Annotated in this window: 18 protein-coding genes; 12 read left to right on the top strand and 6 right to left on the bottom strand. The window is 72.1% G+C overall.

Features of this window, described 5'->3' with window-relative positions; all coding sequences use genetic code 11:
- The first annotated feature begins 19 nt into the window (after positions 1-19).
- The 7 genes from ASF75_RS13650 (at position 20) to ASF75_RS13620 (ending at position 8,664) form a co-directional block, all read left to right on the top strand.
- Positions 20-1,705 (top strand): bifunctional 3'-5' exonuclease/DNA polymerase, encoded by a 1,686-nt coding sequence (locus tag ASF75_RS13650; RefSeq protein WP_056072152.1) that lies wholly within the window; start codon positions 20-22, stop codon positions 1,703-1,705.
- Between the two features lie 43 nt (positions 1,706-1,748).
- Positions 1,749-2,567, top strand: a complete 819-nt coding sequence (locus ASF75_RS13645) for a phosphatase PAP2 family protein (RefSeq protein WP_017887926.1) — start codon at positions 1,749-1,751, stop codon at positions 2,565-2,567.
- A gap of 151 nt (positions 2,568-2,718) precedes the next feature.
- Positions 2,719-4,305, top strand: a complete 1,587-nt coding sequence (locus ASF75_RS13640) for a serine/threonine-protein kinase (protein WP_056072150.1) — start codon at positions 2,719-2,721, stop codon at positions 4,303-4,305.
- A gap of 85 nt (positions 4,306-4,390) precedes the next feature.
- Complete coding sequence (locus tag ASF75_RS13635; RefSeq protein ID WP_056072148.1) at positions 4,391-7,504, top strand: GH92 family glycosyl hydrolase; 3,114 nt, start codon at positions 4,391-4,393, stop codon at positions 7,502-7,504.
- Positions 7,505-7,538: 34 nt separating this feature from the next.
- Positions 7,539-7,769: a hypothetical protein gene (locus ASF75_RS13630; protein WP_056072146.1), complete on the top strand. Its 231-nt coding sequence runs from the start codon at positions 7,539-7,541 to the stop codon at positions 7,767-7,769.
- A gap of 64 nt (positions 7,770-7,833) precedes the next feature.
- Positions 7,834-8,046 (top strand): hypothetical protein, encoded by a 213-nt coding sequence (locus ASF75_RS13625; protein WP_139179591.1) that lies wholly within the window; start codon positions 7,834-7,836, stop codon positions 8,044-8,046.
- A gap of 72 nt (positions 8,047-8,118) precedes the next feature.
- Complete coding sequence (locus tag ASF75_RS13620; protein ID WP_056072143.1) at positions 8,119-8,664, top strand: hypothetical protein; 546 nt, start codon at positions 8,119-8,121, stop codon at positions 8,662-8,664.
- Between the two features lie 81 nt (positions 8,665-8,745).
- Here the strand turns inward: ASF75_RS13620 and ASF75_RS13615 are convergent, their stop codons facing one another.
- The 3 genes from ASF75_RS13615 to ASF75_RS13605 are packed head-to-tail and all read right to left on the bottom strand — an operon-like array spanning position 8,746 to position 10,939.
- Positions 8,746-9,291 carry a GNAT family N-acetyltransferase gene (locus tag ASF75_RS13615; protein ID WP_056072140.1) on the bottom strand — a complete coding sequence of 182 codons (546 nt, stop codon included), beginning with the start codon at positions 9,289-9,291 and terminating at the stop codon, positions 8,746-8,748.
- Positions 9,292-9,328: 37 nt separating this feature from the next.
- Positions 9,329-10,267, bottom strand: a complete 939-nt coding sequence (locus tag ASF75_RS13610; protein WP_017887933.1) for an aldo/keto reductase — start codon at positions 10,265-10,267, stop codon at positions 9,329-9,331.
- A gap of 51 nt (positions 10,268-10,318) precedes the next feature.
- Positions 10,319-10,939, bottom strand: coding sequence for a CG0192-related protein (locus tag ASF75_RS13605; RefSeq protein WP_056072135.1), 621 nt, complete (start codon positions 10,937-10,939; stop codon positions 10,319-10,321).
- Between the two features lie 67 nt (positions 10,940-11,006).
- Here ASF75_RS13605 and ASF75_RS13600 point away from each other — a divergent pair, with 67 nt between their 5' ends.
- Positions 11,007-11,819: a putative RNA methyltransferase gene (locus ASF75_RS13600; protein WP_056072131.1), complete on the top strand. Its 813-nt coding sequence runs from the start codon at positions 11,007-11,009 to the stop codon at positions 11,817-11,819.
- A 13-nt stretch (positions 11,820-11,832) separates the two neighbouring features.
- On the opposite strand, the gene ASF75_RS13595 is transcribed toward ASF75_RS13600, so the two are convergent.
- Entirely contained in the window at positions 11,833-12,366 is a 534-nt protein-coding gene (locus ASF75_RS13595) for a hypothetical protein (protein ID WP_017887936.1), read from the bottom strand.
- Between the two features lie 96 nt (positions 12,367-12,462).
- The gene (locus tag ASF75_RS13590) at positions 12,463-12,882 is read right to left on the bottom strand and encodes a VOC family protein (protein WP_017887937.1); all 420 of its coding nucleotides are present in this window, start codon (positions 12,880-12,882) and stop codon (positions 12,463-12,465) included.
- A 62-nt stretch (positions 12,883-12,944) separates the two neighbouring features.
- Between ASF75_RS13590 and ASF75_RS13585 the strand changes: the two genes are divergently transcribed.
- The gene (locus ASF75_RS13585; RefSeq protein WP_056072361.1) at positions 12,945-13,889 is read left to right on the top strand and encodes a helix-turn-helix transcriptional regulator; all 945 of its coding nucleotides are present in this window, start codon (positions 12,945-12,947) and stop codon (positions 13,887-13,889) included.
- Here ASF75_RS13585 and ASF75_RS13580 read toward each other — a convergent pair.
- Positions 13,876-14,214: a hypothetical protein gene (locus tag ASF75_RS13580; protein ID WP_017887939.1), complete on the bottom strand. Its 339-nt coding sequence runs from the start codon at positions 14,212-14,214 to the stop codon at positions 13,876-13,878. The two genes, ASF75_RS13585 and ASF75_RS13580, sit on opposite strands and share 14 nt — an antisense overlap.
- A gap of 259 nt (positions 14,215-14,473) precedes the next feature.
- On the opposite strand from ASF75_RS13580, the gene ASF75_RS13575 reads away from it, so the two are divergent.
- The 3 genes from ASF75_RS13575 to kdpB are packed head-to-tail and all read left to right on the top strand — an operon-like array spanning position 14,474 to position 18,338.
- Positions 14,474-14,563 carry a potassium-transporting ATPase subunit F gene (locus ASF75_RS13575; protein ID WP_017887940.1) on the top strand — a complete coding sequence of 30 codons (90 nt, stop codon included), beginning with the start codon at positions 14,474-14,476 and terminating at the stop codon, positions 14,561-14,563.
- Positions 14,563-16,245, top strand: a complete 1,683-nt coding sequence (gene kdpA / locus ASF75_RS13570) for a potassium-transporting ATPase subunit KdpA (protein ID WP_056072128.1) — start codon at positions 14,563-14,565, stop codon at positions 16,243-16,245. The genes ASF75_RS13575 and kdpA overlap by 1 nt, the downstream gene beginning before the upstream one ends.
- Entirely contained in the window at positions 16,242-18,338 is a 2,097-nt protein-coding gene (kdpB, locus tag ASF75_RS13565) for a potassium-transporting ATPase subunit KdpB (protein WP_056072124.1), read from the top strand. Before kdpA ends, kdpB begins: the two co-directional genes overlap by 4 nt.
- The last annotated feature ends 1 nt before the right edge of the window (position 18,339 follow it).

The following is an 18,339-nucleotide window of genomic DNA, read 5'->3' as shown; positions in this document are numbered from 1 at the left end:
GGCACGGCATGATCGTGTCGTGCACCTCGTCCTCCGCCGCGTCGACGGCGGCGTCCTCGCGACGCCCCTGACCGACGCGGGGACCGCCGGGGGTGAGCCGGTCCGCCTGGACGAGCCGGGCCTCCCGGCCTTCGTCGCGGTCCACGACGCACCGGGCGTGCGCTGGGTGTGGGACGACACCGCGCGCTGGTACCCGGCCGTGCTCGCCGCCGGGGGTCGGGTCGGTCGCTGCGTCGACCTGCGCCTCGGTCGTCGGGTGCTGCGGGCCGCGCTCGCTGCTCGGGGATCCGTGCTCGCCGCTCGACCGGCCGACGGCCTGGACGCCCCGGTCGCCGAAGCCCGCGTGGTCCGCCCGACGCAGGCCCAGCTCTTCGACGACGCGTTGTTCACCGCCGCCGTGCCCGACGACGAGGTCGACCCGGTGGCAGAGTTCCGCGCGCAGCTCGCCGCCGTTGCGGGGTCGAGCGCGCCCGGCGCCCTGCGCCTGCTGCTCACCGCGGAGTCAGCCGGTGCGCTCGTGGCGGCCGAGATGCTGCACGCCGGGCTGCCGTGGCGGGCCGACGTGCACGAGCGCCTGCTCGAGGACGCCCTCGGGCCGCGCGTGCCCTACGGCGTGCGGCCGCGACGGCTCGAGGAGATCGCCGCCGTCGTGCGGGAACGCCTCGACGATCCCGGTCTCAACCCGGACTCGCCCGCCGACGTGCTGAAGGCGCTCCGCCGCGTCGGCCTGATGGTCACCAGTACCCGGAAGTGGGAGCTGCAGGAGATCGAGCACCCCGTCATCGAGCCGCTGCTCGAGTACAAGCGCCTGGCGCGACTGCTCACCGCCAACGGCTGGACGTGGCTCGACGACTGGATCCGCGACGGCCGGTTCCACCCGAAGTACGTCGTCGGCGGTGTCGTCACCGGTCGTTGGGCGGCCGACGGCGGGGGAGCGATGCAGCTGCCGAAGGGCATCCGCGGAGCCGTCATCGCCGACCCCGGGTGGAAGCTCGTCGTGGCCGACGCCGCACAGCTGGAGCCCCGGGTGCTCGCCGCGATGTCCGGCGACCGGGCGATGGCCGCGGCCGGCGACGGACGCGACCTGTACGACGGCGTGGTGGCCTCGGGCGCGGTCGAGACCCGGCAGCAGGCCAAGGTGGCGATGCTCGGCGCGATGTACGGGGCGACCCAGGGCGAGGGCGGTCGGCTCGTGCCGCGCCTGGTCCGGGCGTTCCCGCAGGCGCTCGACATGGTGGAGCGCGCGGCCCGTGCGGGGGAGCGCGGCGAACCGGTGACGACGCTGCTCGGGCGGACGTCACCGGTGCCCGAGGACTCGTGGTTCGAGGCCCGGAACCAGGCCTACACGGTCGAGGGGACCCCGGCCATGCAGCGTACCGTCGAGTCCCGCGCCCGGAGCTGGGGGCGGTTCACCCGGAACTTCGTGGTGCAGGGGACCGCGGCGGAGTGGGCGCTCGCGTGGATGGGGTCCCTGCGATCGCGGCTCCTCGCGCGGTTCCCCGGTGACGTGACGGACGGGCCGCACCTGGTGTTCTTCGTGCACGACGAGATCGTGGTGCACGCCCCGGCGGAGCACGCGGACTGGGTGGCACAGCAGATCCGGGAGGCCGCCGTCGACGCCGGACGGCTGCTGTTCCAGGACTTCCCGGTGACGTTCCCGCTGTCGGTCGCGGTGGTGGGGGCGTACTCGGAGGCGAAGGACTGACGCTGCCGGGACGGCTCCCGGCGGCTTCGGGCATGGTGGACGGATGCACACCGAACGCGGGGACGCCGCCGACCGCACCGTCGGCGAAGTCGACCTGACCCGCTGGCGCTCCCGGGTCGGCCGCGGTGTCGCCGGTGCGTGGACCGCACTCGGCAAGCGCTTCGGTGCCATGCCCGTGCTGCTGCTGACCCTCGCCGTGGGTCTCGGTGTCGCCGTCCTCGCCACGTGGATCGCCTCCGAGGTCTACGACGCCGTCCGTGAAGCCGACGACGTCGCGGTGCTCGACCGGCCCGTCCTCGACTGGGCCCTCACGCTCCGATCACCAACGGCCGACACGGTCGTCACCTGGTGGACCGACATCGCGGGCACGATCGGGATGCCGATCGTCGCGCTCGGGTTCCTGGTCGGCTTCACGATCCAGCGGCGTGCGTGGACGCCATTGGTGCTCCTCGTCGCCGCGAGCGGTGGTTCGCTGCTCATGACGATCGCGGGCAAGGACCTGATCGGTCGGGCGCGTCCGCCGCTGTCCGACGCGGTGCCGCCGTACGAGACGTCGCCGTCGTTCCCGTCGGGGCACACGCTCAACTCCACGGTGATCGTGGGCACCATCGTGTACCTGCTGCTCCTGCGGCAGTCGCGCGTCGTCACCCGGGTGCTGACGATCGTCGTGGGCACCCTCTTCGTGCTGTCGGTCGGTGCGTCGCGCGTGTTCCTCGGGCACCACTGGCTCACCGACGTGCTGGCGGCGTGGGCGCTCGGGCTGGCGTGGCTCGCGCTCGTGATCACGGCGCACCGGCTGTACCTGACGGCGATCCACCACGGTGCCGAGCCCGCGCCGGACGTCGACCGCGTCATCCACTGAGCAGAAGAAGTCGGGTGGCCGCGAGCGACCCGACATCTTCTGCTCACTCGACGGCCGCCCGGGCCGCCCGGGCCGCCCGGGCCCGCGCCCGGGCGTCGCCCGGGCGCGCTCCGGCAGAGCGCCGTCAGCCGCGACCGGTAGGTTGCCGGGCATGGAAGAACGGGTCTTCGGCGGCAGGTACCGCGTCACGGGCACGCTCGGACACGGTGGCATGGCGTCCGTGTACCGGGCGGTCGACGAGCAACTCGGTCGCGAGGTCGCGGTCAAGGTGTTCCGCATCGGCCCCGTCGACCGCGGTGAGCGCGCCCGCGCCGAGGCGGAGATCCAGACCCTCGCGACGCTCCGTGCCCCCGAGCTCGTCACGCTCTACGACGCCGCCCTCGACGACGTCGACGGCGACTCGTACCTCGTCATGGAACTCGTGCCGGGCAGCGACCTGGCGACGCGTCTGCGCGAGGGGCCGCTCGACCCCGCGACCGCCGCCCGCCTGGGTGCGCAGGTCGCCGACGGCCTGGCCGCCGTGCACGCGCAGGGGATCGTCCACCGTGACGTGAAGCCCGCGAACGTGCTGCTCGAGAGCGACGGCCGGCACGTCAAGCTCGCCGACTTCGGGATCGCCCTGCTCCGCGACGCCTCGCGCGTGACGGGGACGGGCACCGTGATGGGCACGGCCGCGTACCTGGCACCGGAGCAGGTCCTGGCGCAGGAGATCACCGGCAAGGCCGACGTCTACTCGCTCGGACTCGTGCTGCTGGAGTGCCTGACCGGCCGCCAGCCGTTCCCGGGCAGCGCCGTCGAGTCCGCCACCGCCCGGCTCACCCGCTCGCCCGAGATCGACCGCCAGCTGCCGACGGCCTGGCGGACCCTCCTGCACGTGATGACGGCGCAGGACCCGGCGGAGCGCCCGACCGCCGCCGAGGCAGCCGAGCGCCTGCGTGCCCTGGGCCGCGACGAGCCCACCAACGCCACGCAGCTCCTGCCCGGTGCGCCCGGTGCGGTGACGGCCGCGGCCGCCGGCGCGGCTGGTGCCGCAGTCGGCGCCGCCGCAGCGGCGAACGCCGACGACCGGACGCGGGCGATGCCGGCGAGCGAACTACCGAACGGCGGCGCGCAGCCGGGTGACGACGCCACGCGCGTCCTCGACACCCACGGTCCGAACGCCGCTGACGACGTCTCGACGACCGTCCTCGGCGCCCAGGCGAACGGGCGCGGTGCATCGGGCCCGAGCGGGCCGACCCCGCCGCCGGTCGCGCCCCGCCCGGTCCGGGGCGACCAGCCGGAGGACCAGTCGGCGAAGAAGAAGCGCGGGCCCCTCATCGCCGCGATCATCGTGATCGTCCTGGTGCTCATCGGCATCGGTGTGGCCGTGTTCGCCCTGAACGGTGACGGTGACGGCACGCCGGCTCCGACGGACACCACCTCGACGGCTCCGACGGAGCAGCAACCGACCGAGGACCCGGGGCAGGAACAGCAGCCGAGCGAGCCGGCGGAGCAGCAGCCGTCCCAGGAGCAGCAGCCGTCGCAGCCGGCCGAGGAGCCCAGCGAGCAGCCGAGCGAACCGACCGAGCCGGAGCAGCCCACGCAGGACCCGCCCGTCGGCCCGGAGCCGAGCACCCCCGCCTCGAACCCGGTGCAGGCGCCCCAGGACGGCACCGGCGCGGTCGACACCTCGTCGGACAAGGGCCCCGGTGCCGGCCCCGGCAAGTCCGGCAGCGCCCCCGGGCAGAACAAGGACTGACACGCCGGGGTTTTCGTCCAGTTCCTGGAGCAAATAGGCTCGCACGGTGCGAGAACTGCAACGGAGCGGTGGTCCGAATACGGCCGTGGCCGCTCGGAACGGTGTCGGCTTCGGTTCTGCCGCGGGCTGGCTCGTCGAACGACCAGCGGGCGCGTCGGTGGCCGAGGCGATCGTCCCCGGCCTCACCGGACGCACCATCGCCCCCGGCGACGAGCTGTCCTGGGTCTGGTTCCCCGAGCGGACCCTTCCCGACGGGGCGACGGAGCCGACGGAAGCAGACCTGCCGCACTTCTGGGACGCCACGGCCTTCGCCGTCGACGTCGTCTTCACCGACGGCTCGCGGCTGCGTGAGCACGCGGGGGCCCGCGACCAGTACGGCGACGCGGTCACCCCGGACGCGCAGGACGCGGCCCGCAAGCAGTGGGTGGACCAGTGGAACCGCCGAGCGGTCGACCTCACGCCGTTCGCGGGGCTGGTCGTCGACCGTCTGGAGGCCCGGCTCGGCTCCGACACGTCGGCTGCGGTCACCGACGGCGAGCGTCCGGCACTGCGCGGCTGGCTCGACGCCGTCCGGATCGGTCCCGCGCGCCCGACCCCGACGACCGCGCTCGGCCACGTCCGGACGACCCGCGGCACCCAGGCGTCGTCCCGGTTCTCCCGCGGCAACAACGCGCCGCTCGTCGGCGTCCCGCACGGCGGCGTGTTCGGCCTGCCGATGACGGACGCCTCGAGCAACCGCTGGCCGTACGCCTACCAGGAGCACGACCGGCTCGACGACCAGGGACGACTCCGTCCGGCGATCCAGGCCTTCGCGACGAGCCACATCCCGTCGCCGTGGATGGGCGACCGCGGGGTGTTCCAGGTGATGCCCTCGCCGCTCGACACCCCCGACGTCGACCGGGCCGCCCGCGCGCTCGGGTTCGACCACGAGGACGAGCAGGACGGCCCGCACCGCTACCGGGTCGCGCTCGACCACGGTGTGACGGCCGAGCTGACCGCAGGGGAGTTCGCCCTCGGGTTCCGGTTCACCGGTACCCGCAGCGTCGTGCTCGACCACCACGGCCGGGTGTCCGACGTCTCCGTGACGGTCACCGACGGCACCGCCGTGGTCGAAGCTCTGCTCGACGACCGCCCCGGCACCCCGCCGCACCACGTGCACCTGCGGGTCGCCGGGGTCATCGCCGACCACACCACGATCGGCGAGCACGAGCTGCGCGGCTGGCTGTCCGTGGGCCAGGCCGGGGATGTGGACGGCCCGGTCGACGTCCTGCTCGGCATCTCGACCGTCTCGATCGAGGACGCCCGCGCGAACCTCGACGACGCCGGCTCGTTCGACGCCATGTGCTCCCGTGCCGAGGCGCTGTGGACCGAGAAGCTCGCGACGCTGTCCTTCGACGGCGCGACCCCCGACCAGCTGACGAGCCTGTACTCGGGTCTGTACCGGCTGTTCCTCTACCCGAACCGTGCCGGGGAGACCGCCTTGACCGGCGCCCCGCGGCACCGTTCTCCGTACGGCGACGTGCTGGCGGACCCGATCCGCGACGAGCCCGGGCCGGAGATCGTCGACGGCCCGTTCACCACCACGAACGGCTTCTGGGACACCTACCGCACCGCCTGGCCGCTCCTCGGACTCCTGACCCCCGACACCGCGGGCGAGCTGGCCCAGGGCTTCGTCGAGCACCACCACGACGGCGGGTGGACCCCGCGCTGGAGCGCGCCCGGCGCCGAGGACTGCATGACCGGCACCACGAGCGACACCGTCTTCGCCGACCTCGCGGTGAAGGGCGTGCGCGGCTTCGACCTGGCCGAGGCGTACCGGAGCGCGGTGCGGAACGCGACCGTCCCGCCGCGGGACGAGCGCGTCGGACGCAAGGGGAGCCTCCCGGGTGCATTCCGCGGCCACGTCGACACGGCGACCCACGAGGGGATGTCGTGGACCCTGGACGCGGCCATCAACGACTGGGGTCTGGCCGTCATGGCGGGCCTGCTCGCATCGCGTGCGCGGACGCCCGCCGACCTGTCCCGGTACGAGGCCGAGGCCGAGTGGTTCGCCCGCCGGTCGCTGCAGTACCGGCACGTGTTCGACTCCGAGCGCGGGTTCTTCATCGGCCGCGACCCGGACGGCTCGTGGCGGGTCGGCACCGAGTTCGACCCGCGCGACTGGGGCGACGACTACACGGAGACGAACGCGTGGGGCACCGCGTTCACGGCGCCGCACGACGGCGCCGGCATCGTCGACCTGCACGGCGGGCCGGAGCGGTTCGATGCCGCTCTCGACGCGTTCTTCGCCACCCCCGAGACCGGTGCGCTGGCGCGGTCCGGCTCGTACGGGTTCCCGATCCACGAGATGACCGAGGCCCGCGACGTCCGGATGGGCATGCTCGGGCTGTCGAACCAGCCCGCGCACCACATCCCCTTCTTCCCGATGTTCACCGGGCGCCACGATGACGCGCACCGCATCGTCCGCGAATCGCTCGAGCGTCTGTTCGTCGGGTCCGACCTCGGCCAGGGCTACCCCGGCGACGAGGACAACGGCGAGATGAGCGCCTGGTACGTCTTCGCGACCATCGGCCTGTACCCGCTGGCGCCGTCGACCGGCACCTACGTGCTCGTACCGCCGTCGGTCCGCAGGACGGTGCTGCGGCAGCCTGGAGGCGCGGAGACGGTCATCGAGATCACCGCGGGCTCCGCAGGCGCGTACGTCGCGTCGGTGACGGTCGACGGCTCGCCCTGGACCTCGGTCACCATCCCGCACAGCGTGGTCGTGGCCGCGTCGCGGATCGAGTTCACCCTGTCCGACGATCCGCAGGGCTGGGCGTCGGACACCCGCCCCGTCTCCGCCTCCGACGTGCACGGCTACCGGGACGCCCCGGTGGACGTCCTGCCCGTCGGAGCCTCGGCGCTCACCGACGACACCGGCGGCACCGTTACGTCGCTGGCCGCGGGGGAGTCCGTGTCCTTCGACGTGTCGTGCGCCGCCGCTTCGCTGTACACGGTGACGGTGGCATCGCCCGGGTCGTACTCGTGGCGGGTCGGCCTCGACGACACCGTCACCGCGGTCGACGGCGCCGAGTTCACGTGGGCCGGCCAGACCCGGGTGTTCCGCATCATCGGCGGGGGTTCGTCGTTCACGTTCACCGCGGGCACCGACCTGGCACTCACGCAGCTCGAGCTCATCGCGGCCGACGGACAACGCTGACCACGCGTTCACCGAGCGGGAGCATGCTCCCACCATGTCGATGAGCGCACCGTTCGATCCCGAACAGCAGGGCCGGTCCATCGCCGTGGACGGCAGTGACGAGTCCGAACTCCAGGTGGAGGAGGACCGCGGCGCCGACGTCGGCGACGACTCCGCCGACCTGAGCGTCTCGCCCGTCAGCCACCACGACGAGGACGAGGCCGGCGGCGGCCCGGTGTTCCGGCGTCCGCAGGCTGGCGAGCGGCTGCACCCGGACGACCTCTGACCGTTCCGGGGGTCTTCCGGGGATTCTTGGGCGATTGCCAAGCGGCTCGGGCATGCTCGTGCGCATGTCGATCGCGAACTCGTGGGACCCGTCCGGTGGCCGTGCAATCCCGGAGGACCAGGTCCGTCAGGACGGGCTCGAACTCGACGAGGACCCGGCGATGCTGGGGATCTCGTTCGACGTCGTGGGTGGCGCCTCCGCCGATCCCGCCGGGGTGTCCCCGGTCGACGTGAACGTTCCGACGCCGAGGTCTGCTGGTTCCGCCTCCGACGACTAGCGCGGCTTCGGTCGGATCGGCCGTGCGTCACTGTCTGACCGGTAGTATTCCGGAATGGTACCGACGGCCTACGTGGACGAGTCCGAGCCCGGAGACGAACGTGACCCCGGCGCGTACATCCTCGGGGCGGTGACAGTCGCCGACCGCGATGCTGAGCGGTTCCGGGACTCGCTCTGCGCCATCAAGCCACGATCGGCACGGAAGCTGCACTGGTCCGAGAGCGACGCCCGGCACCGCACCGGGATCGTCGGGATGCTGTGCGACCATCCGTTCGAAGCCATCGGGGTCGTGAGCGTGACTGACCGATCCGTCCGGAGCGAGCGCCGTCGCCGTCTTGCTCTTGTGCACTTGATCCTCGAACTCCGCGCGGGCGGTGTCGACCGAGTCGTCCTCGAATCTCGCGGGCCCTCGGACCGGAACGATCGCGCGCACCTCGACGCCCTGCGGTCACGCAAGTTGGTTCACGGGCTGGTGTTCGAGCACCTGCCAGGTGGCCGCGAGCCACTTCTCTGGGCGGCGGATGCGGTCTGCGGCGTGGTCGCGCTGGCTCGGCGAGGGGAAACGGCCTACCTCGAGCAGCTGGACCATGTGCTGAGCGTCCACGAACACCGTCGGTGAACGCGCGAATCCCCGGGCCCCGCTATACCGCAGGATCTCCCGGGGATCACTTCCGCACCCACCTCGATGGGGCGACTGGTCTCAGTGTGACATATCAGGCGGGATGGCGGAAGGGTCGGGGACCCGGTACTTGAACCCGACGTGCGAGCCGGTGAAGCCGAGACGCTCGTAGAACCGGTGCGCATCGGTCCGTGCAGCGTCCGACGTGAGTTGCACGAGCGGGGTCCCGAGGGCCGGCGCCGCGACGTCGGTGACCCAGCGCATCAGCGCACTCCCGATGCCGGCAGATCGGCGTGCACTGCTGACCCGCACCGCCTCGACGAGCAGTCGGGTGGCACCACGACGAGCCATCCCGGGGATCCGGGTGAGTTGCAGCGTCCCGACGAGCCGCCCGTCGGCGTCCTCGGCGACGAGCAGCGCGTTCGCCGGGTCGTCCACGATCGATCGGAGTGCCTCGGCGTACCGCGGTCGGTCCTCCGGCGCGGCGACGTCACCACGTGCAGCGCTGATCGGGTCGTCGGACAACAGTGCCATGAGCGCATCGAGGTCCTCGTCCACCGCGTCCCGCAGCGTCACCTCGCCGGAGCGTGTGGTCAGGCGGACAGGCAGGGCGAGGTCGTTGAGCACGATCCCACCCTGCCCGACCTGACCGGGCGGTCCCGGTTCAGGGAACGGTGTGTCCGGCCGCGGTGAAGATCCGGTACCACTCCTCGCGCGACAGCTCGACGTCCGAGCCGGCGGCCGAGTCCCGCACGCGCTGCGGGTTCGTCGTGCCGAGGACGACCTGGAAGTGCGCGGGGTGGCGGGTGATCCACGCGACCGCGATGCCGGTCGGGGTGACTCCGTGCGCGGCGGCGACCTCCTCGAGCACGTCGTTCAGCTCGGCGTACTGCTCACGGTCGCCCAGGAAGACGCCGTCGAAGAAGCCCTTCTGGAACGGCGACCAGGCCTGCAGCGTGATGTCGTTGATGCGCGAGTAGTTGAGGATGTCGTTGTCGCGGTCGACCGACTGCTCGAGGCCGCCCATGTTCGCGGTCAGGCCCTGCGAGATCACGTTGGCGTGCGTGATGCTCAGCTGCACCTGGTTGAACGCGAGCGGCTGGCGGACGTGCTTCTTGAGCAGGTCGACCTGGCCGGGGGTGTGGTTCGAGACGCCGAAGTGGTGCACCTTGCCGGCGGCGTGCAGCTCGTCGAATGCCTTCGCGACCTCTTCCGGCTCGACCAGGGCGTCGGGGCGGTGCAGCAGCAGCACGTCGACGTACTCGGTCTGCAGTGCCTCGAGCGACTCGTGCACGGACTCGAGGATGTGCTCGTACGAGAAGTCGAAGTACGCGCCCTTCGGCGTCGGCCGGATGCCGACCTTGGTCTGCAGCACGATCTCGGCGCGTTCCGCGGGCGTCAGCGTGACGGCGGCGCCGAACCGCTCCTCGCAGCCGTGCCACTCGCCGTAGACCGCGGCGTGGTCGAACATGTTCACGCCCGCGTCGCGCGAGGCGCTGTAGAGCGAACGGATGCCCTCGTCGCTCATGTCGTTGATCCGCATCAGTCCGACGACGACGTCGGAGGCGGTGAGGTCTGTCTGTGGCAACTCCAGTGTCTTCACGTCGTCGATCCTGCCAGCCGGTCCCCGGCACAGGCAGGCCCTGCCAGTACCTCAGGCGCGTTCGGGCAGCAGGACGGCGAGCACCTCGGAGCCGTCCGTCCACGTCCCGGTCAGCGTCTCGCCCTCGGGCAGGGCCGTACCGACGACCCGAGCGACGACGATCGTGCCGTGGTCGGTCGCGATCGACGTCACCGCACCCGTCGTCGTCGCGTGCAACGAGGTGATCGTGGGGGAGTCGGGTTCGGAGCCGCTGCCGCTGGCCCAGGCGTCCTTCGGCCGCTGTCCGGCACCGTTGGCCAACTCGAGCTCCGCTTCGTGCCCGCCGGTGACGATCGCCCGGCGCAGCACGTCGGCGTGCACGGGATCGCCCACCGCGTCGTACACCCACCGTCGTCCGAGCACGGAGTGGTCCATTTCGGTCACCAGGAACGCGTCGGCACCCGGCAGCGGTGCGTCCCGGTAGGTCAGTGGTGCCTGCAGGACCCGGCCGCCGTCGGTGCGGACGAGCAGCACTTCGATGCCGACCTCGCCAGCGGGGTCGTCGAACCGGAACTGCCCGACGACCCGGATCGGCGCTCCCGCGACGACGCCGCTCCACGCCTGGTCGGGGAGCCAGGCGGCGAGCGCCTCGGCCTTGGAGGGGCGGAGCGTTGCCTGCTCGATGACTGCCATGTCCTGACCGTACTGCCGCGCAGCACCGACATCCGGTCAGGGGGAGCCAGGCCCGTACGCTGGGCCGGTGCGTGACGACCTGCTGCCGATGCTCGCCTGCCCCGTGTGCGCCGAGCCCCTCGGCCGCGTCGACGGCGGCCAGGTCGGCTGCCCGAACGGTCACCGGTTCGACGAGGCGAAGCAGGGCCACCTGACCCTCCTGCCCGCGAAGCGCCGCGCACTCACCGCGGACACCCCGGAGATGGTGGACGCGCGGCTGCGGTTCCTGGGGCGCGGCTACTACGCGCCCGTCGAGCGGGCGCTCGCCGCGATCGTCGCGGACGCCACCGCGCCCGGCATCGTGCTCGACGTCGGTTCCGGCCCGGGGACCTACCTGGCGCATGCGCTGCGCGCGGCGGACGGGAGGCTCGGGGTCGCGCTCGACCTGTCGGCCGTCGCGATCCGGCGTGCGGCACGCGCCCACGAGCGCGCGGGGGCCGTCGTCGGTGACGTGACCGAGCGCCTCCCGGTCGTCGACGGCGCTGCCGCCGTCCTGCTCGACGTCTTCGCACCCCGCAACCAGACCGAGTACGCCCGCGTCCTGCACGCCGACGGCGTGCTCGTGGTGGTGACCCCGCGGACCGGCCACCTGGCGGAGCTCGCCGAGGCGACGATCAGCGTGGACCCGGAGAAGGAGCGCCGACTGCACGACTCCCTGACGCCGTCGTTCGCGCTGCGGTCCTCCGAGGACCTGATGTGGTCCATGGAGCTGTCGGCGGAGGACGTCCACGACGTCGTGCACATGGGACCGAGCCACCACCACGTCTCGGCGGAGCAGGTGTTCGCGCCGACGAGCGTGACCGCGACCGTGACGGTCAGCACCTGGAGCCGCTCGGGCTGATCCTCCGACCGGGTCAGCGCTCGCCCACGTCCCGCGGACTGTCCTGTTCGGCCCGCCGACGGGCGGTGTGGGCTCGCCCGCGCACACGGTCGACGGCCATCCCGATCCGGGCGAGCAGGAGGACGACGCCCAGGCTCCCGGCTCCGATCGGCGTCACGAACAGCCCGAGGTCGATGCCGGGCATCCGCCACCAGTCGATCGACCACGCGGCGACGAGCGCGAACCCGAGCAGGAGCGCGCCCGTCCACCACCACCGCCCGGGGACCCGGACGGTGCCGAGACCGGCGAGCACGAGGAGCGCCCAGCACCCCTCCGGCGCGAAGGACCGCGGGTCGCTCGTGCCGCAGGTGGACACCGCGCACTCCCACTCGACCTGGTCGGCCACGCCCGCGTACCAGTGGAACAGCAGCGCGGCAGCGACGACGGCGACGAGTGCGACCGGCGGCCCGATCCAGCGCCACACGCTGCCGAACCGGGAGCGGCGTCGGCGGGCGGCCACCCATCCGTGGCCGAGCTCGTAACCGGGCATCGGGCGGAACTCGGGCATGCCAGCACGCTATCGGCGGCCGGATTCCGTGGGGAAGTGGTTCACAAACGTCCGAGCGTCGGTGCGGGGCGGGACCATCCGGGCCGCACCGCCGCGTCACTCGGTCGGGGCCGCGACGTCGAGCTGCCAGACCACGCCGAAGCGGTCGCGCAGCTGCCCGGCCAACGGTGCCCAGGCCGAGGGTTCCAGGGGCTGCCGTACTTCGGCGCCCTCGGACAGTGCCGCCCAGTACCGCTCGATCTCGGCCGTGTCGTCGCCGTGCACGAACACGTAGAAGGCGTTCGATCCCTGGTCGTAGGGCTGCCCGGGCCAGACGTCGAAGGCCATGACGCGGAAGCCGGCGGCCGTGGAGACCTGCCCGAAGACGATGCGGTCCGCCCAGTCCGGGTCGTCCAGGGCGCCCATCTGGCCGTAGGTGGCGGCGGTGACCTCGCCGCCGAAGACCGATGCGTAGAAGTCGAGCGCCGCGCGGGCGTCGCCGTCGAAGTTGAGGTGGGTTGTCGTCTCGATGCTCATGGGACGAGGATCTCGGGCAATGCGGTCAGATCCTGTCCGCTTCTCGGACGAAGATGGACGCCATGGCCGGACCCTCCGCACGGATGCTCACGCTGCTCTCCCTGCTCCAGGTGCACCGCGACTGGCCGGGGGACGAGCTGGCCGGGCGGCTCGAGGTCAGTCCCCGTACGGTCCGCCGCGACGTCGATCGACTCCGTGGGCTCGGGTACCGGGTCGAGGCGCTCCGCGGACCGGCCGGCGGCTACCGGCTCGAGGCCGGCTCCGACCTGCCCCCGCTGCTCTTCGACGACGACCAGGCGGTGGCGATCGCCCTGGCGCTCGCCGTGGCACCGGCATCGGGGGCGGACGTCGCCGAGTCGGCGGCCCGCGCCCTGGCGACCGTCCGGCAGGTGATGCCCGCGCGACTGCGGTCCCGGGTCGACGCGGTGCAGGCCGTGACCGCGACGAGCCGGACCACCACCGACCCGGAGGTCCTGGTGGCGGTGAGCGAGGCCGTCCACCTGCAGGAGGTCTTCCGCTTCGGGTACGGCGACGACGAGACCCCGCACCGGGTGGAACCGCACGCCGTCGTCGCCCGGAACGGTCGCTGGTACCTGCTCGACTGGGATGCCGACCGCGACGACTGGCGCACGCACCGCATCGACCGGATCACGCCGCGGATGCGCACCCGCGTCCCCTTCACGCCGCGACCGATCCCCGGTGGCGATGCGGCCGCGTTCGTGTCCGCGCGGTTCAAGGGGTCGGCGGTCGACGACTTTTGGCCGTGCACCGGTTCGGTGACCACGACGGCGGACGATGCGCGGCGGATCGCGCCGTACCTGCCCGAGGACGCCGTGGTCGAGCAGCTCGAGGGCGACCGGGCCCGCGTCACCCTCGGGTCGTGGTCGTGGGACGGGCTCGCCGGAGTCGTCGCCGGGCTGGCCGTGCCGATCCGGGTCGAGGGGCCGGAGGAGCTCGTCGAGGCCGTGGCAGACCTCGCTGACCGGTTGCGCGTCAGTCGCCCGTGATGGATCCGCCGAAGAACATCGCCACCGGCGCGAGCACGACGAACGCGATGCACCCGATGGTCAACGCCGCCCGGCTCCGGCCACCACCGCGGAACCACCCCGTCGCGGCGAGCACGAGCGCCGCGACGGCCACGAGCCACGGCACGACGGACAACGGTGCCGCCCAGAACCACAGCAGCATCTGTCGCCGTTCGCCGAAGATCCACAGCGGCGCGAACACCGTCCCCCAGAGCACACCGAACCCGACGCCGGCGACCGCCAGCAGTCCGGCCGCCACGACGGACGCCGTCGTACCGGGACGGGCGGGGACCACGGGGATCGTCACGTCTCGATCGTAGGACGCCGGAACGCGTTAGGAGCGTGCATGCGTCCGCCAGGGCGGCGTCAGGGATCCGTTAGGAGCGGACTGGAGGCCCGGCGCAGGATCCAGCATCGGTTCGGCACCACAAGTGGTGCCGGTCCGCGTCACCCGGCGCGGACACCGCAGACCTTCTGGAGTCCCTCGTGTTCGACGTGTTCGTCGTCGCCGGTGTCCTCGCCGTGTTCGGCGTGGTGGCACTGATCGCCAAGGGGGTGGAACGGCTGTGATCGGCATCACCATCGCGGCCGCCGTCCTCGGCATCGCCGCTGTCGTGTACCTCGTCTGGGCGCTCGTGCGTCCGGAGCGCTTCTAGTGGGCGCCGCGGACCTGTGGGCGGGCATCGCCCAGGTCGCCACCCTCGTCCTGCTGCTCGTCGTCGCGTACCGCCCGCTCGGCGACTGGATGGCGAAGGTCTTCACACCCGTCCGGCACAACCGGGTCGAGCGCGGGGTCTACCGGCTGATCGGCGTCGACCCGGACGCCGAGCAGTCCTGGCCCGTGTACCTGCGCGGCGTGCTGCTCTTCAGCGTCGCCGGGCTCCTGCTCGTCTACCTGCTGCAGCGCATCCAGGTCGTCCTGCCCGGCGACCTCGGACTGCCCGGTGTCGGACCCTCGCTCGCGTTCAACACCGCGGCGTCGTTCGTGTCGAACACGAACTGGCAGTCGTACTCGCCCGAGGTCACCCTCGGCTACACCGTGCAGATGGCCGGCCTCGCGGTGCAGAACTTCCTGTCCGCAGCCGTCGGCCTGGCGGTCGCCGTGGCGCTGGTGCGCGGGTTCGCCCGTCGCAAGTCCGGCACCCTCGGCAACGTGTGGGTGGACATCGTCCGCGGGCTCGGCCGGCTGCTGCTGCCCGGGGCGTTCGTCTTCGCGATCGTGCTCGTCGCCGGCGGGGTCGTCCAGTCGTGGGGGAGCGGCACCGACGTCACCACGCTCATCGGTGGCACGCAGCACATCCCCGGCGGGTTCGTCGCCTCGCAGGAGGCGATCAAGGAACTCGGCACGAACGGTGGCGGCTACTTCAACGCGAACTCGGCGCACCCGTTCGAGAACCCGCAGGCGTGGACGAACCTCGTCGAGATCTTCCTCATGCTCGTCATCCCGTTCTCGCTCCCGCGCACGTTCGGGCGGCTCGTCGGGGACGACCGCCAGGGCTACGCGATCCTCGCCGTGATGGGCGCGATCTTCCTCGTGTCGCTGTCGGTCATGTCGATCGCCGAGCTCGGCGGCGGCGGGATCGCCACACACGCCGCCGGGGCCGCGATGGAAGGCAAGGAGAGCCGCTTCGGCATCCTCGGTTCGACGCTCTTCTCGACCGCGACCACCTCGACGTCCACCGGCGCCGTCAACGCGATGCACGACAGCTACACCCCGATCGGCGGGATGATGGCGCTCGTCAACATGATGCTCGGCGAGGTCACCCCCGGCGGCGTCGGCTCCGGCCTGTACGGCATGCTCGTGCTCGCCGTCATCACGGTGTTCATCGGCGGCCTGCTCGTCGGCCGAACCCCGGAGTACCTCGGCAAGAAGATCCGCGCCAAGGAGATGACCTTCGCGGCGCTGTACATCCTCGTCACGCCGACGCTCGTGCTCCTGGCCACCGGGCTCTCGCTCGTGATCCCCGGGGTCCGCGAACAGGTGCTCGGGACGTCGATCTTCAACCCCGGCAACCACGGGCTGACCGAGCTGCTCTACGCCTTCACCTCGGGCGCGAACAACAACGGCTCGGCCTTCGGCGGACTCACCGCGAACACCACGTGGATGAACTCCTCGCTCGGCGTCGTGATGCTGCTCGGCCGCTTCGTGCCGATGGTGTTCGTCCTGGCGCTCGCCGGATCCCTCGCGGCGCAGGACCGGGTGCCGGAGACCGCCGGCACCCTGCCCACCCACCGCCCGCTCTTCATCGTGCTGCTCGGCGGCGTCGCCGTCATCGTCACCGCACTCACCTACTTCCCGGTGCTCGCACTGGGTCCGCTCGCAGAAGGACTGTCATGACCACCGTGACCTCCGAGCACGAGGCGACCACCGCCTCCAGGCCGGCCATCCGCTCGTCCGCATTCGGACCCCGCCAGCTGGTGGCGGGCCTCCCGGGCGCCCTGCGGAAACTCGATCCGCGACTCATGTGGCGGAACCCCGTCATGTTCATCGTCGAGGTCGGCGCGGCGCTGACGACGGCAGCCGCCGTCGTCGAGCCGTCCGCCTTCACGATCGCCATCGCCGTCTGGCTCTGGCTCACCGTCGTCTTCGCCAACCTGGCGGAGTCGGTGGCCGAGGGCCGCGGCAAGGCCCAGGCCGACACCCTGCGGAAGACCCGCTCGACCACGAGTGCCCGCCGGGTGCTCGGGTACGCGACGTCCGACGCGGCCGCGACCGGCAACGCGACCGAGGAGGTCGCTTCCGTCGACCTGGCCAAGGGCGACGTGGTCCTGGTCGTCGCGGGCGAGGTCATCCCGGGCGACGGTGACGTCATCGACGGCATCGCGTCGGTCGACGAGTCGGCCGTCACGGGTGAGTCGGCACCGGTCATCCGCGAGTCCGGCGGCGACCGCAGCGCCGTCACCGGCGGCACCCGCGTGCTGTCCGACCGGATCGTGGTGCGCATCACCTCGACCCCGGGCGAGACCTTCATCGACCGGATGATCCGTCTGGTCGAGGGTGCGGCACGGCAGAAGACGCCGAACGAGATCGCGCTGAACATCCTGCTCGCCTCGCTGTCGATCGTCTTCGTGATCGTCTGCCTGACGATGCAGCCCATCGCGGGGCTCGTCGGTGCGACGGTCAGCGTGCCGGTGCTCATCGCCCTGCTCGTCTGCCTCATCCCGACCACCATCGGGGCCCTGCTCTCCGCGATCGGCATCGCCGGCATGGACCGACTCGTGCAGCACAACGTGCTCGCGATGTCGGGCCGCGCGGTCGAGGCCGCCGGTGACATCACGACGCTGCTGCTCGACAAGACCGGCACGATCACCTACGGCAACCGCCGGGCATCCCGCGTGGTGCCCGTGCCGGGCGTGACGACCGCCGACCTGCTCGAAGCTGCAGCGCTGTCGAGTGCCGCGGACAGCACCCCGGAAGGTCGCTCGATCGTCGACCTGGCGCGCGAGGACGGCGCCGCCGTGGGCCTGCCGGACGGGGCCGTCGAGGTGCCGTTCACGGCGCAGACGCGCATGTCCGGTCTCGACCTGCCCGACGGATCGCAGATCCGGAAGGGCGCCGCTGCGGCTGTGCTCGCCTGGGCGGACACCACCGAAGCCGGTGTCGTTTCGGCCATCGACGCGACCGTCGCGGAGATCTCCGACCAGGGCGGCACACCGCTCGTCGTCGGCCGTCGGTCGTCGACCGGTACGGTCACGCTGCTCGGCGTCGTGCACCTGAAGGACGTCGTCAAGGACGGCATGGCATCACGGTTCGCCGAGCTCCGGTCGATGGGCATCCGCACGGTGATGATCACCGGTGACAACCCCCGCACCGCGGCAGCCATCGCCCACGAGGCCGGCGTCGACGACTTCCTGGCCGAGGCCACCCCGGAGGACAAGCTCGCCTACATCAAGCGCGAGCAGGAGGGCGGCAACCTCGTCGCCATGACCGGTGACGGCACCAACGACGCCCCGGCCCTGGCCCAGGCGGACGTCGGGGTCGCGATGAACACCGGTACGACGGCGGCGAAGGAGGCGGGCAACATGGTCGACCTCGACTCCGACCCGACCAAGCTCATCGACGTCGTCCGCATCGGCAAGCAGCTGCTCATCACCCGCGGTGCCCTGACCACCTTCTCCATCGCCAACGACGTCGCGAAGTACTTCGCGATCATCCCGGCGATGTTCCAGGCCGCGTTCCCGGGCCTCGCGGCGCTCAACATCATGGGGCTGCACAGCCCGTCGTCCGCGATCCTGTCGGCGGTCGTCTTCAACGCGCTGGTCATCGTTGCGCTCATCCCGCTGTCCCTGCGTGGCGTCAAGTACCGCGCAGCCGCAGCGTCGTCGATCCTCGGCCGCAACCTGCTCGTCTACGGGCTGGGCGGCGTGGTCGTCCCCTTCATCGGCATCAAACTGATCGACCTCGTGGTCGGTCTCATCCCGGGGTTCTAGT

This window comes from Curtobacterium sp. Leaf154 (assembly GCF_001424595.1).
GTDB classification, from domain to species: domain Bacteria; phylum Actinomycetota; class Actinomycetes; order Actinomycetales; family Microbacteriaceae; genus Curtobacterium; species Curtobacterium poinsettiae.
Note: the sequence above shows the minus strand (reverse complement) of the source record. Positions and strands in the feature narration are given on the sequence as shown.

Excerpts from the sequence above, each read along its gene's own strand:
- ASF75_RS13625 (WP_139179591.1), top strand. The coding sequence starts at position 7,834 with ATGTCGATCGCGAACTCGTGGGACCCGTCCGGTGGCCGTGCAATCCCG.
- ASF75_RS13605 (WP_056072135.1), bottom strand. The coding sequence starts at position 10,939 with ATGGCAGTCATCGAGCAGGCAACGCTCCGCCCCTCCAAGGCCGAGGCG.
- ASF75_RS13640 (WP_056072150.1), top strand. The coding sequence starts at position 2,719 with ATGGAAGAACGGGTCTTCGGCGGCAGGTACCGCGTCACGGGCACGCTC.
- ASF75_RS13595 (WP_017887936.1), bottom strand. The coding sequence starts at position 12,366 with ATGCCCGAGTTCCGCCCGATGCCCGGTTACGAGCTCGGCCACGGATGG.
- ASF75_RS13645 (WP_017887926.1), top strand. The coding sequence starts at position 1,749 with ATGCACACCGAACGCGGGGACGCCGCCGACCGCACCGTCGGCGAAGTC.
- kdpB (WP_056072124.1), top strand. The coding sequence starts at position 16,242 with ATGACCACCGTGACCTCCGAGCACGAGGCGACCACCGCCTCCAGGCCG.
- ASF75_RS13630 (WP_056072146.1), top strand. The coding sequence starts at position 7,539 with ATGTCGATGAGCGCACCGTTCGATCCCGAACAGCAGGGCCGGTCCATC.
- ASF75_RS13585 (WP_056072361.1), top strand. The coding sequence starts at position 12,945 with ATGGCCGGACCCTCCGCACGGATGCTCACGCTGCTCTCCCTGCTCCAG.
- ASF75_RS13590 (WP_017887937.1), bottom strand. The coding sequence starts at position 12,882 with ATGAGCATCGAGACGACAACCCACCTCAACTTCGACGGCGACGCCCGC.